Origin of the sequence: Amycolatopsis sp. cmx-4-54 (genome assembly GCF_046548895.1) — a bacterium.
Taxonomy (GTDB): domain Bacteria; phylum Actinomycetota; class Actinomycetes; order Mycobacteriales; family Pseudonocardiaceae; genus Amycolatopsis.
Map to the genome: position 1 here is coordinate 166261 of NZ_JAEBEJ010000014.1, position 12284 is coordinate 178544.

Consider the following 12284-nt stretch of genomic DNA (forward strand, 5'->3'; position numbering starts at 1 on the left):
GCTGCTGAGGCGCCGCCGATCGGACTCCCATCACTCGGCGGCTGCCGGTCCGGCGTTCGTCGCCCAGTGATCGAGATATTCGATGCTGCATCCGTCCAGTCGCCGCGCGGCGTCCGACGCGTGGGCCGAGCAGAGCGAGCCTGTCACACCGTCGCGATCGGTGGCGATCGCCGCGGCCGGTTCCGCGCAGGGGGTGTGCAGCCGGTCGTAATCCCAGGAGTTGTCACAACCCGTGGCGGTGCACCAAGCCCGGTCTCCGAGCGAGTGCAGGGTGACGCCGTGGACAGGGCAGATGCCCCAGGGGACGTCGCACAGATGGGGATCGCGGGCCACCCGGACGCGGGTCAGGTACGCGGCGGTCCTGGCGATCTCGTCGGTGTAGTCGGCCAGCTCGTCGGTGGCCTTGTTCATCGGCTGCGCGAGCCGTTGCAAGTGCCCGTCGTCCGCGGCCTGCAGCCGAGCGGCCACTTCCGCCGTCCGCTCGGCGAGAGCGTCGGCCTCGGCGGCCAGGGCCCGTAGTTCGGCCGGGACGGGTTCCGGCGTCGTCGGCTCAGGCATCGTGGTCCTCGCAGGTGCGGTGAAGAAGGAAGGGTTGTGGGAGAAGAACGTGGCCCCGGTCCGGGTGGACCGGGGCCGTCGGTTCCAACGACGAGTGGCTCAGAACCAGTGGGCGCGGCCGCCCACCTTGCGTCCCGTGCCGCCGAGAATCGCGAGAACCACGCCCACGACGGCGAGAACGGCGCCGATGGTGGTCAGCACGGGGATGCCGACGACCAGGCCGATCACGAGAATGATGACTCCGAGCACGATCATGGTGACTCACTTTCCTGGAGTGGCCGAACGAATCTTCAGCCACGATGGGGACTGGCTGGTAGTGCCCGCCTCGGCGTCTCGTCAAACGCCGTCGAGCTGTTTTTCTTCTCCATGACGGGAAACCTGGCCGGGCAGCCGTGACCGACGCACACCGGATTCCACGGTTGAGGTCTGCGGCTCGTGGGTAGGTCCCTCGAGTCATCGTGAAGCGCCGCCGGAGGAAACGTAGTGTTGTTTCGCAGGAAAGTGATCGTGCCCGTGGGTGATGTCGAGCGGGCGGAGGCCGTTCTGGTCGGTCGAGGTGTCAGCCGTGAGCGGGCTGGTGGCGAGCTGAGGGAGATGGCGCGTCGTCGGCACATCTCGCTGGCACGCTGCGCGGCTTTGGTGGCGTCGGCGGGGCAAGTAGCGCGGTCGACGTGAGCCGAGCGTGGAGCGGAAGATCACCGGGGTTTGAGTCCGTCACGTCCGTGGTACCTCGGACATCATCATCGACTTCCCGCGGAGGGTGCTCGTGCAGATCCAAGTCAACACCGACCACAACGTCCACGGCGGCGACGGACTCGCCACCTATGTGAAGACGGACTTGGAGAACAGCCTGTCCAGGTTCGGTGGCTGGTTGACCCGGGTCGAGGTGCACCTCAGCGACAACGGCGGCACCAAACCGGAAGACAAGAAGTGCGTGATCGAAGCACGTCCGGGGGCGAAACAGCCCGTCGCGGTGACGCATCACGCGACGACGGTGGACGACGCGTACGCCGGAGCGGCGCACAAACTGAAGAGCGTGCTGGACACCCTGCATTCTCGTGCCCACGATCACAAGGGCGGGGAAAGCATTCGCCACATGGCTCCCCCGGAAGACCCGGCGCAGGTCGGCGAGATCGGGAAAGAAACAGAAGCTCCGCCCTCTCACTGACGCTGCCGGTCGCCGAAATCGCAGCCCCGTCGGGGCCCGTGCCAAACCGCCGCCGCCCCTGCGTAGGACACCTCGTCGTCGCCGGGCCGGCGGTGACGCCGAACGGTTCCCAGCGGCCGAGGCGTGCGCTGTCGCGGGCCTTCACGCGGGATGGTTTCGGCCGACTGGAGGAGTCCGGCTACGGCTGCGGCGTCTCGTCCGGCAGGTTCATCGAAACTACAGCGGTCGAACGAAGACTGGCTCGCCGTAGTGGGTCCGGTCCGTGCTGTGGAAACCGCAGCGGCGCCAAAAGCCTTCGGCGCCGCCCTCGACTGGTACGACGCTGGTCTCCAGCGTCTTCCAGCCATCGGCGCGCAGTTCGTCCACCAGCAGTTCGACGGCGCGGCTGCCGATCCTGCGACCTTGGTGGTCCGCGTCGACCATGAACCTGACCAGGTGCGGGGTTCCGTTCTCGATTTCGACGAGCAGAACGCCGACCGGCGTGTCGTCGAGGTGGATGGCCCGCAATATCGCGCCGGGTTCGTAGTTGCCTTCGGCGACGGTATAGGCGGCAGGTGCGACGAGATGGCCTTGGTCCTCGGCCAGCCGAAGCTCGCAGACCGCACGGACGTTCTCGCGGGACAACGGCAGTAGTAGAACATGCACAGCTCGACCGTATCGCAATCTGCGAGATTCCCGACGGCGTTGTCAACGACGAGGTTGGTGCTGGAACAGCAAAAGGGTTTGCCGCCGCTGCTTCTCATGGTGTGGGGATGCGATCTTGCCGCGGAGTTGCCGAGCTTGCGTAGCGGGTGCTGCCGGGGTCGAGCCGCGTTGAGGTCAGGACCCAGCGGGAACATTTTCCGGTGCGTCGTCGTTGTATCCCATGGTCGAACGTTTTGAGTGTTCGTGTTCTTCAGGGCACGCTCGCACAGAAGTTGTCGCGGGCGCCTCTCTTCTTTCTTGCAGGGCAAGCTGGAGCAGTGGTCGTCTGAACCTCCGGCCCCGGCTCGGCGATCGCCGAGTCCGTGAAGTGAACACCTGCAAGGAAAGTATTTTTCATGACTCAAGGCACTGTGAAGTGGTTCAACGCCGAAAAGGGTTTCGGCTTCATCGCCCCGGCTGAAGGCCCGGACGTGTTCGTGCACTACTCCGAGATCGACGGCGGGGGTTTCCGCAGCCTCGAAGAGAACCAGCACGTCGAGTTCGAGATCACTCAGGGACAGAAGGGTCTGCAGGCCAGCAACGTCCGCATCGTCTGATCGCTCCGCGAGCACAGGGGGGCGGGACGCCGTACGGTGTCTCGCCCTTTCGCGTGGTCGCCCAGCTGCGATCACCGGCAGCCGCTTGTGACCGCCCGAGTTTCACGCTTCCTCCAGCGGGTATTCCTTCGCCGGTCGCCCGGACACGAAGATGGCAAATGGGAAAGAGCGATCGATCATGACACGAACAGTGGAACTTCCTCGAAAACCCGAGCGGCAGGCTCCTCAGCCCCTGTTGTCCGGGGAGCAGAGCGACACGGAGAATTTTCTGGTCAAGTTGTTCGCGGTGGTGCCGTTGCTGGCGCTGGCCGCGTCGGTTCCGTTTGCGTGGGGCTGGGGTCTGGGCTGGGTGGACCTCGGCCTGGCCGCCGGGTTCTACTTCCTCACCGGTCTCGGTGTGACCATTGGTTTCCACCGGTATTTCACCCATGGTGCTTTCAAGGCCAATCGTGGTCTGCGGATCGCTTTGGCGGTCGCGGGCAGTATGGCGATGCAGGGCCCGGTGATCGGCTGGGTGGCTGATCACCGGCGTCATCACGCGTTCGCTGACCGTGAGGGTGACCCGCACTCCCCGTGGCGGTTCGGCACCACCCCGGCCGCGCTGGCCCGGGGTTTCTGGCATGCCCATATGGGTTGGTTGTTCGATCGTGAGAAGACCAACGCGCAGCGGTTCGCCCCTGATCTGCTGGCCGATCGTGACATCGCCCGGATCGATCGGCTGTTCCCGCTGCTCACCGTCGTCACGCTGCTCGCGCCTGCTGTTCTCGGTGGTGTGATCACGATGTCGTGGTGGGGTGCGGTGACGGCGGTTTTCTGGGCGAGCCTGGTGCGGGTGGCGTTGTTGCATCACGTCACGTGGTCGGTGAACTCGCTGTGTCACATGATCGGTGATCGCCCGTTCGCCGCCCGGGACAAGTCCGCGAACTTCTGGCCGCTCGCCATCGCCTCGATGGGTGAGTCCTGGCACAACTCCCACCACGCCGATCCCACCGGCGCCCGGCACGGCGTCCGCCGTGGCCAGCTCGATATTTCGGCGCGGCTGATCTGGTTGTTCGAGAAGGCGGGCTGGGCGACCGAGGTCCGCTGGCCCAAGGCCGATCGCCTCAGCCGCAAACTCAACCCCGGCCACACCCTGTCACTCCATGGTGTCGGCAAACTGGAGCGCGGTCTTCTCGGCGAAACACCCACACGTGTGACGGGCGCTGAGGGGTAAGCGAAACGCCTCCGGTGAACTCGCCGTCAGCCACTGACGCGGGCCGGATGGTGAGCGGCGAGTCAGGAAAGCTCGCCGCTCATCCCGTCGAGGCGGTTTCCGCCCCTGTCGCGCGTCAGCCAGACAGTGCTGGCGGGCCCGAGCAGCGTCCCGGTCTGGGAAACCGAGACGGGCGAGGAGAACACGCACACCGCGCCCCAATCCGGTCGCACGGTGACGAAGCGCGCACTCAGGTTGATGACGCAAATCCCGCTGCCCTGCTGCCAGGCGACGACGAGAGGGTCTCCCGCGACGGGAAGGGGATGCAGGCTGCCGCGTGCGTCGAACACGGATCCGAGGAGGGCTCGACCGCGCCTCAGGCATGGCGAGTCGGAGGCGTCGTCGACGAACGGAACGGTGTATCCCGGGACGGCGAGACTGGCCAATTGCACGGCCGAGCACAGTCGTCCGTACCTGGCCGACAAGCCTGAGGTTTCCACGAATTCCCGCACGTCCGAGCCGGAAACGTCGATGAATCTTTCCTGGCTGCCGTCGCATGAATTCGGTACGACCACCGCGCGAAGCAGTTCTGCCAGATCTGAGGTGACCGCACGGCTCGCCGACGGCGTATCAGGCAGGAAAAAGGTGGGATCAACGGATACCGGGATCATCGTGGCGTGTTTCCACCACGGCTCGGCCATGGGAAGTGGTGCTGCCGTGTGGCGTCCTGATTCGCGCGGTCCATGGCTCCAGTCTTGGCCACCTGGAAAGCCTTGGCCAGTCTGCCGATCGATGGATTTTCGTCATGAATCGGAGTTGCCGACGAACAAATTCAGTAAATTATCGGGTAATTCTCGCCAAAGGTGGTGCGGGTCGCGCGCGACCCGCACCACCTGGTGAGTCCGGCGGACTCAGCCGTTGGGGTCGCTGGTGTTGACGTCTCCGTTGACGCCCTTGGGGAAGAAGCCGCCGGAGGTGACGGCCTTGGGGTTGAGGTAGACGATGTTGAGGACCTGGCCCGGCGTGCGGCTGTAGGCGATGCCGTTGCTGTCGGTGGGCACGATGTTCGCCCGGCCGTTCTTGTCGACGACGCCCTGGTCGAGGTCGGTGGTGCCGTCGAGGCTGTCGCGGGCGTTGGAGAGTTTGACGCTGGCTTCCCGGAGGTCGCGGCCGAGCAGGCCGAGCCCGAGGATGCCGCCGCTGTGCTGGTAGAGCGCGGTGCGGATGTTGGCGGCGTGGTAGGCCTCGACCGCGAGGATCCCGGCCGCGGCTTCGAGGTAGGTCTTGTTGGTGATCAGGGGTGCGGCGCCCTTGTAGGCGGTGACGCCGACGTCTTCGAAGAGGTAGGCGGCGAGGAGGAAGTTCTCCTCGCAGGCGAACGCGTCGAAGCTCTGACCCTTGCGGACGAGCCCCGCGGCCTGCGCGGCGGCGGTGAAACTGGCTTGCAGGTCGATGGCCGGGCGGCTGACCGCGGCCGAGCCCAGCGCGGTGCGCAGGAACTCCACGTGCGCCTTCTCGTCGCCGGCGATTTCCTGGGCGTACTGCTTCGCCGCCTTGGTCTTGAATCGGACGGCGCGGCCGCCGGTGACGCCGCCGCGGGTGCCGGTCCCGGTGGTGAGCGAGTCGGCGAGTCCCTTGCCGGTGACGGCGTGCAGGTAGAACTCGGCTTCGAGGTATTCGAGGTTGAGGGCGAAGTTGAGCACCGCGCCGTCACTGACTCCCTCGGCGGCCGCCGCTTCCCCCGCGGCCTGCCGGACGGTCCCGGCCGACGCGGCGGGCCCGGCCAGGCCACCGAGCGCGCCCGCTCCGACCACCCCCAGGCCCGTTACCCCGGCCGCGCGCAGAAAACGGCGCCGGTCCTGCTGGTTCTCCGCACTCCGGTTGATCATCGACGCGGCATAGCGCTTGCCAAACACGAGTGATCTCCTTCCCACCCGGCCGTCACACGACATACCGGATGTGTCCCGCGCGTCGTGACGGCTCGTCCCGGCACGCGGGCGTGGGTCTACGTTGACCTTCACTTTCGAGGCCGTCGCGCGATCGGATTGGTCGACATCGCCGGAAGAGGTGAACCCGCCGGTGGTCGCGATGGCGAGCACTTCGCCTGAAAGGGTGAACGCGCTGGCCAATCCCGGCTTCGAGCGAAACCGAAAGCCTCTCTGGAGGCACGACCTCCTTGGGTCGTCCGCGAGGCAATGGAGTGATTTTTCGTGAATAGGATTCGTGTCGCAGGTATCGGTTTCAATGCGGCGGCCGCGCTGGCCCTGGCCGCGTGCAGCGGCAGCGGCACCGCGTCTTCCGGGAGTTCGATGGTGCCGTCGACTTCGACGTCGAGCTCCGGTTCGACCGGTTCGCCCGACGGGGTCACCACCAACGCCGACGTGTTCGGCCCCGCGTGTTCGCAGTTGCCGCAGGGCAGCGAGCCGGGTTCGCTGGACTCGATGGGCCCGCAGCCGGTCGCCAGCGCGGCTTCGACCAACCCGCTGCTGACCAAGCTGGTCGCCGCGGTCAAGGCCACCAACCTGGTCGACACCCTCAACTCCCAGCAGGCCATCACCGTGTTCGCCCCGGCCGACCCGGCCTTCGCCGCTCTCGGTGACGCCAAGTTCACCGAACTGGCGGGCAAGCCCGACCAGCTCGCCCCGATCCTGCAGTACCACGTCGTCGGCAAGCGCTACGACGCCAAGGGCCTGGCCACAGCCGGATCGGTCGACAGCCTGAACACCGCGGGCGGGCCGGTCAGGATCGAGGGCTCCGGCGAGAACATGACCATCGACGGCGCGAAGATCCTGTGCGGTGACATCCCCACCAAGAACGCCACCGTCTTCGTCATCGACAAGGTCCTGACCCCGGGCACCAAGAACTAGTCACAGCCGCCAGTCGTCCGGCGCCGGGCATCCGGCCACGATTCAGCGCTCGTAGTACATCTTGGCCGGAACCAGCGCCCACACCACTTTTCCCTTTCCTTCAGGCTGGGTGCCCCATTCGAGTGACAAATGGGCGACGAAACGAAGCCCGTGATCGCTCTGAACGGATGGCGCTTCGGCGCTGGCTTGCATGTTCTCGACCCCGGGGTCTTCATCGCTGACTTCGATCAGGATTCCGTCAGGTTGCCTGGTGACCCGGAGTTCGCCCGGTGTGGTGTACCGGTAGGCGTTGGCGACCAGTTCGTCGAGTACCAGCAGGACAGCGCCGATCGGCTCTTCCCTGCTGCGACCGAAGCCGAGGCAGTTGGCCACCGTCGAGCGCACCCGGCGCGGTTCGGGGCGCTTCGTGAGATCGAGTTTGATCTCCGCGGTCCAGGCGACCCGCTGAGTCAGCCGTTCGAGTTCGACGTCGATGTTCGCCCGGAAGTCCCGCTCGAAATCGTCCTCGTTCGTGAAACCTGGCTCCCTGTTCATCGTGCTCCCTCGTCGGCTCCGGTCGACGAGTTTTCGAAACCGCCGCAGAAAGAGGTGGGCCCCGGTCGTGATGTCACTCGTTCGGCCGGGACTTCCGGCCGAAAACCGCCCGGGAGACCCGGGTCACACGATCGGGGTCGTGACGATCTTCGGGATGAGGGGTCTTACTGGTGTGGAAGTGAACGGGACATCCGTGATCGTCCACTTCAGACAGCCGCATTCCAGTATCGGAGGAGACATCATGACGAACCCGACGGCCAGCACGAAGACCCCCGCTCACTCGGCCGAGGTCGCGAAGACCGGCAGCGCGCTGGTCACCTCCCAGGGGAGCACCACCATCGCCGACACGGTCGTGGCGAAGGTCGCCGGCCTCGCCACTCGCGAGATCTCCGGCGTGTACGACCTCGGCGGCGGCGCGGCCCGGGCGTTCAGTGCCATCCGCGAGCGCATCCCCGGCGCCACGGCGTCGGCGAGCCAGGGTGTGTCGGTCGAGGTGGGTGAGAAGCAGGCCGCGGTGGACCTGCAGATCCTCGTCGAGTACGGCGTCTCGATCGCCGACCTGTCCCGCGCGGTGCGCAAGAACGTCATCGGGGCGGTGGAGCAGATCACCGGTCTCGAGGTCGTCGAGGTCAACATCAACGTCTCCGACGTGCACATCCCCGGTGACGACGAGGGTGACGACGCCAAGCCCGACACCGGCCGCGTCCAGTGAACCCCGGCGTCGAGATCGACGCCGACCGGATCGCCACCGCTGTGCGGGCTCAGCCGAGCATCGCGGGTCTGCACAGCGGCCGGTTCGGCGAAATCGCCACCTTGCTGCGCGGGCGCCGGGTTCCCGGGATCCGCATCCGTGACGACGAGATCACCATCGGGGTCGTCGGCCGCTACCCGGCCACCGTCGTCGAAATCAGCGACGACGTCCTGGTCGCGGTCGGGCAGGTCGACCGCCCGGTCCGCGTGCGGATCGGCGACATCGCCCCGCCCGCGGCCGAGGGTCCCGGAACCACGCCTGAACCGCAGCCTCCTGTTCCGCTTCCTTGATCATTCCGAACGGCTCGCTCGTACGGGTATCCCGCAAGGAGAAACGCATGTCTTCCACCCATCTCGGCCTGCTCACCGGTCTCGCGCTCGGCCTCGCCGCGGCGTTCGGCGGGTTCGGCGCCTTCCTTGTCGTCCTGGTCCTCGGCGCCCTCGGGTTGCTCGTCGGACGCGTTCTCGACGGCAAGCTCGACCTGTCCCAGCTCACCGGCCGCGACCGGGGCTGATCATGACCACCATGACGACGCCGAGCCCGGCTTCCAGGGCGGCACTCCCGGCACTGGACGACCGGGGCAGGCTCACGATTTCCGACAGCACCGTCGAGCGGATCGCGGCCCGTGCCGTGACCGAAATCGAGGGTGTCGGTGGCGCCGCGAGCCGTGTGCTCGGCGTCGCCGTCGGCGGCGAAGACCTCGACAACACCGCCAAGGTCACCGCGAAGGTCAGCGGCGAGACCGCAGACCTCGACGTCCGGCTGTCCGTCGCCTACCCGGCGCCGGTCGCCGCGACCACCGAGAACGCCCGACGGCATCTGATGCGCCGCGTCGCGGAGTACACCGGGCTGACCGTCTCGCGAGTGGACATCACCGTCACCGCGCTGCACACCGCCACGGCCGTCTCCAGGAGGGTCCAGTGAAACGTCGCCCCCGTCGTTCGGTTCCCGCGACACTGACCGCGGTCGTCCTCCTCGCCGCCTGCGCTTTCGTCGCCGTGATCGCGATCCAGCTGCTCCTCGGCCAAAAACCTTGGGTCAGCTACGAATCCGTGGCGGGCACACTGCACGGTGCCCGGTGGAACGACCTCGTTCCGGCCATCGCGGGCGGCGGTGCCGCCCTGCTGGGTTTGGTACTCCTGCTGATCGCGATCCTGCCCGGCAGGCTCACCGTCCTTCCACTGGAAGGCGAGCTCGATTCCGGGGCTTCACGCCGGAGCTACCGCTCCACGCTGACGACCGCCGCGTCCACAGTGGACGGCGTCGCCGGTGCGAAGGTGAAACTGAAGCGCCGTAAGGTGTTCGCGAAGGTGAGCACCGGCCGGACCGTCACCGACGGCCTCGCCGACGCCGTACGCGCCGCGATCGAGCATCGGCTCGACCAGATCGCCCCCGCCGCCCGCCCGGCCGTCAAGATCAAGGTCCACGCCGCCAGGAGCGCATCATGACCAACCTCAACCGTCCGGCCCGGCTCAACCGCACGCTGCTCGTCGTCTTCGGGTTGATCCTGCTCGCCGCCGGCGCCTTCACCGTCCTGACCCACTTCGGCAGGCTCACCGTCCTCGAACCCGACTCCACGCTGGTACCCGGCACCGAAATGCCGCCGACCTGGGCGCTGTACGTCACCGCCGCCGTCGCCGTCGTCTTCGGACTGTTGCTGCTGCGGTGGCTGCTGGCACAGCTGACCCGCAAACCCAAGACCCACACCTGGCGGTTCGAAGCCGACCCGGACACCGGCCGCACCGAACTGGCCGCCGGCACCGCGATCGAGCCGTTCGTCGACGAGGTCAAGACCTACCCCGGCGTCCACGCGGCCCACGCCACCCTCGCCGGAACACGCGACGCGCCGACCGTGGCACTGGTCGTCAGCGCGGAACAGGACGGTGATCTGACCGCGATCCGCCGTCAGATCGACACCACCGGTTTGCCGCGGCTGCGCCAAGCCCTCGATCTCGGCACGCTCCCGGCGACCGTCGAATTCCGGTTCTCCACCAAGACCGGAGCCCGCACGCTCTGATCGGACGAGGAACGACCCGCGGTCACGACCGCAGTGGCCCGGGGCGCTGGAGACAGTCCCGCAGCCGGATCAAGCCGTCCCGGATCCAGGTTTCGACCGTCGGCGCCGGGACTCCGGACTCTTCGCCGAGCTCGCCATGGGTCAAGCCACCGAAGTAAGCCCGCTGCACACTGTCGTACTGCGGCTTGGTCAAAGTGGACAGACCGTGCCGGACCGCGCGGTACTCGGCGTGCTCGGCGACGGAATCGCCGGCAGGCTCGAAAGGAAAGGCGCTTCCGGAGTCAGCGGGACGCTCCCGGAAACGCTCCGACCGCACGCGGTCCACCGCACGACGATGCGCCACAGTCATGATCCAGGGCATGACCGGTCCGTCGGCCGGGTCGTAGCGGTCGGCGCTCCGCCAGACCTGGACCCAGATCTCCTGGTAGACCTCTTCGACCCGCACGGGGTCGTGAACGATCTGACGAACGAGCCCGAAGACCTGTCCCGCCCCGTGGTCGTACAGGTCGGCGAACGCCTCTTCGTCCCCGTGCGTCACCCGCGCCATCAACTCGGCCAACGGATCCTCGGTAGTGGCCGTGCCACGTGCTGAAACACTCACCGCGCTGATCCTCACCGATTCCGACACTTCGCTGGCCCGAACGGCCCCGAGGCCTGCTCGGTGATCGAACCACAGGTGGGCCGGTCACGCACCGCGCGCGGCCGGCGGGAAACCGAGTGCTCGCCTCCGGACGCGCGGCGGAAAGGGCACCGGGAGCACGTCCCGATGCCCTTTCCGGCCGGTCATTTCCGGGTCACTCGGAGACGTGGACGTCGTTTCCGGAGCCGATGGTGAGGTGGCTCAGGTCGGCCGCGATACCGCCGCCGAGCGCGCCGTTGCCGACATTGCTGACGACGTCGTGGACGTCGTTGACCGAACCGGCGTGCGAGCCGATGTCGCCGACATGGCCGGTGACGTCGCCGACGTGGTTGGTCACGTTGCCGACGGCCGATTCGTTCGCGATGTCGCTGAGCTGTGTCGTGACGTTGCCGGTGACGTCGCCGACGCCGTGCGCGGTCACGTCTCCGATGGTGTTGCCCAGGCCGGTGTCGAGGCCCAGCGTGCCGGTGAGGTCGCCGACCGTCGAGCCGACGCCCTGCGTGCCCTCGATCGCCGAGTCCAGGCCGGAGACGTCCTGCAGGCCGGTCGTGAGGTCGCCACCGTCGAGTGCTCCGGTGACGTCTCCGCCGGCGACCTGCCCGGCGACGTCGCCGACCGCGCCGGTGACGGCGCCGACGGGGGCGATCTCGCCGCCGCCGACGTTGTCGATGTCGCCGGCGAGGTCGCCCGCCGCGGTGAACGGGGCCGCGGCGTTCTGGGTGATGGCGGTCATTCCGCCGACCGCGCCGAGCACGTTGTTCTCGGAGGTGTCGCCGAGCGCGAGGTTCTGGGTGAGCGCCTGGAGCTGCTCGATGGCGCCGGCCTGGCCGGTGGTGATCGAGTCGAGGTCGAGGCCGTTCTGCCCGCCGAGGGAGTTCACCGGCGCGTAGTCGAGGACCAGCGGCAGGACGTCGTGCAGATCCGCGCCGGAGATGTCGCCGAGGCCGGCGTCGGTCAGCATCTGCTGAGGGTTGTTCCCGAAGGACTCACGGGCGGACGGGTCATTGAGCAGGTTGAGGGTGAAGTCGTACAGCGACTGCGTGGGGTTCATCGACCGGGCTCTCTGTGGGGAACGGTGAAGCCGACGCCACCGGGCTGTCGGCCGGGTCGACGCTAGGGCTCGTCTGGGGGCCGGACATCGGGTCTGACGCCTAACGGTGATCGTGAAAACCCCTGAGGGGGGTCGATCACTCGATAGGGGATCGCTCAGGAGTGTGGTCTGGATCTCATTTCACAACGGGGAGTCATCTCGCCCATCGCGGGTGAGGGCGGGCTCGAAACTCCCACGTGTGGTTGTTCCGGCCACCTGAGCGGGA

At 67.3% G+C, this 12284-nt stretch carries 18 protein-coding genes; 10 read left to right on the plus strand and 8 right to left on the minus strand.

Annotated features, from left to right (window positions below):
* Positions 1-30: 30 nt before the first annotated feature.
* Together ACLJQ7_RS35955 and ACLJQ7_RS35960 are read right to left on the minus strand one after the other, a co-directional pair.
* The gene (locus ACLJQ7_RS35955) at positions 31-558 is read right to left on the minus strand and encodes a hypothetical protein (RefSeq protein WP_410652621.1); all 528 of its coding nucleotides are present in this window, start codon (positions 556-558) and stop codon (positions 31-33) included.
* 99 nt (positions 559-657) lie between these two features.
* Positions 658-813: a hypothetical protein gene (locus ACLJQ7_RS35960; RefSeq protein ID WP_410652622.1), complete on the minus strand. Its 156-nt coding sequence runs from the start codon at positions 811-813 to the stop codon at positions 658-660.
* Positions 814-1324: 511 nt separating this feature from the next.
* On the opposite strand from ACLJQ7_RS35960, the gene ACLJQ7_RS35965 reads away from it, so the two are divergent.
* Positions 1325-1726: an HPF/RaiA family ribosome-associated protein gene (locus ACLJQ7_RS35965; protein WP_410652623.1), complete on the plus strand. Its 402-nt coding sequence runs from the start codon at positions 1325-1327 to the stop codon at positions 1724-1726.
* A gap of 216 nt (positions 1727-1942) precedes the next feature.
* Here ACLJQ7_RS35965 and ACLJQ7_RS35970 read toward each other — a convergent pair whose 3' ends face one another.
* Positions 1943-2371: a GNAT family N-acetyltransferase gene (locus ACLJQ7_RS35970; RefSeq protein ID WP_410652624.1), complete on the minus strand. Its 429-nt coding sequence runs from the start codon at positions 2369-2371 to the stop codon at positions 1943-1945.
* Positions 2372-2766: 395 nt separating this feature from the next.
* Between ACLJQ7_RS35970 and ACLJQ7_RS35975 the strand changes: the two genes are divergently transcribed.
* Positions 2767-2967: a cold-shock protein gene (locus ACLJQ7_RS35975; RefSeq protein ID WP_378371042.1), complete on the plus strand. Its 201-nt coding sequence runs from the start codon at positions 2767-2769 to the stop codon at positions 2965-2967.
* Between the two features lie 178 nt (positions 2968-3145).
* Entirely contained in the window at positions 3146-4180 is a 1035-nt protein-coding gene (locus ACLJQ7_RS35980) for an acyl-CoA desaturase (protein WP_410652625.1), read from the plus strand.
* A gap of 62 nt (positions 4181-4242) precedes the next feature.
* Here the strand turns inward: ACLJQ7_RS35980 and ACLJQ7_RS35985 are convergent, their stop codons facing one another.
* Positions 4243-4860, minus strand: coding sequence for a hypothetical protein (locus ACLJQ7_RS35985; protein WP_410652626.1), 618 nt, complete (start codon positions 4858-4860; stop codon positions 4243-4245).
* Positions 4861-5070: 210 nt separating this feature from the next.
* A complete protein-coding gene (locus ACLJQ7_RS35990) occupies positions 5071-6075 on the minus strand; it encodes a ferritin-like domain-containing protein (protein WP_410652627.1) in 1005 nt (334 codons plus the stop codon).
* Between the two features lie 294 nt (positions 6076-6369).
* Between ACLJQ7_RS35990 and ACLJQ7_RS35995 the strand changes: the two genes are divergently transcribed.
* The gene (locus ACLJQ7_RS35995; RefSeq protein ID WP_410652628.1) at positions 6370-7026 is read left to right on the plus strand and encodes a fasciclin domain-containing protein; all 657 of its coding nucleotides are present in this window, start codon (positions 6370-6372) and stop codon (positions 7024-7026) included.
* A gap of 42 nt (positions 7027-7068) precedes the next feature.
* On the opposite strand, the gene ACLJQ7_RS36000 is transcribed toward ACLJQ7_RS35995, so the two are convergent.
* Positions 7069-7560: an ATP-binding protein gene (locus tag ACLJQ7_RS36000; protein WP_410652629.1), complete on the minus strand. Its 492-nt coding sequence runs from the start codon at positions 7558-7560 to the stop codon at positions 7069-7071.
* A gap of 241 nt (positions 7561-7801) precedes the next feature.
* Here ACLJQ7_RS36000 and ACLJQ7_RS36005 point away from each other — a divergent pair, with 241 nt between their 5' ends.
* The 6 genes from ACLJQ7_RS36005 to ACLJQ7_RS36030 are packed head-to-tail and all read left to right on the plus strand — an operon-like array spanning position 7802 to position 10328.
* Positions 7802-8272, plus strand: a complete 471-nt coding sequence (locus tag ACLJQ7_RS36005; protein ID WP_410652630.1) for an Asp23/Gls24 family envelope stress response protein — start codon at positions 7802-7804, stop codon at positions 8270-8272.
* Positions 8269-8601: a hypothetical protein gene (locus ACLJQ7_RS36010; protein WP_410652631.1), complete on the plus strand. Its 333-nt coding sequence runs from the start codon at positions 8269-8271 to the stop codon at positions 8599-8601. Before ACLJQ7_RS36005 ends, ACLJQ7_RS36010 begins: the two co-directional genes overlap by 4 nt.
* Before the next feature lie 47 nt (positions 8602-8648).
* Positions 8649-8825 (plus strand): hypothetical protein, encoded by a 177-nt coding sequence (locus ACLJQ7_RS36015; RefSeq protein WP_219145496.1) that lies wholly within the window; start codon positions 8649-8651, stop codon positions 8823-8825.
* 2 nt (positions 8826-8827) lie between these two features.
* Positions 8828-9235: an Asp23/Gls24 family envelope stress response protein gene (locus ACLJQ7_RS36020; protein ID WP_410652632.1), complete on the plus strand. Its 408-nt coding sequence runs from the start codon at positions 8828-8830 to the stop codon at positions 9233-9235.
* A complete protein-coding gene (locus ACLJQ7_RS36025) occupies positions 9232-9759 on the plus strand; it encodes a DUF6286 domain-containing protein (protein ID WP_410652633.1) in 528 nt (175 codons plus the stop codon). The genes ACLJQ7_RS36020 and ACLJQ7_RS36025 overlap by 4 nt, the downstream gene beginning before the upstream one ends.
* Positions 9756-10328 (plus strand): alkaline shock response membrane anchor protein AmaP, encoded by a 573-nt coding sequence (locus tag ACLJQ7_RS36030; RefSeq protein WP_410652634.1) that lies wholly within the window; start codon positions 9756-9758, stop codon positions 10326-10328. The genes ACLJQ7_RS36025 and ACLJQ7_RS36030 overlap by 4 nt, the downstream gene beginning before the upstream one ends.
* A gap of 22 nt (positions 10329-10350) precedes the next feature.
* Here ACLJQ7_RS36030 and ACLJQ7_RS36035 read toward each other — a convergent pair whose 3' ends face one another.
* Both ACLJQ7_RS36035 and ACLJQ7_RS36040 read right to left on the minus strand, forming a co-directional pair.
* Positions 10351-10929 (minus strand): sigma-70 family RNA polymerase sigma factor, encoded by a 579-nt coding sequence (locus tag ACLJQ7_RS36035; protein WP_410652635.1) that lies wholly within the window; start codon positions 10927-10929, stop codon positions 10351-10353.
* A gap of 193 nt (positions 10930-11122) precedes the next feature.
* A complete protein-coding gene (locus ACLJQ7_RS36040) occupies positions 11123-12019 on the minus strand; it encodes an IniB N-terminal domain-containing protein (protein WP_410652636.1) in 897 nt (298 codons plus the stop codon).
* Positions 12020-12284: the final 265 nt, after the last annotated feature.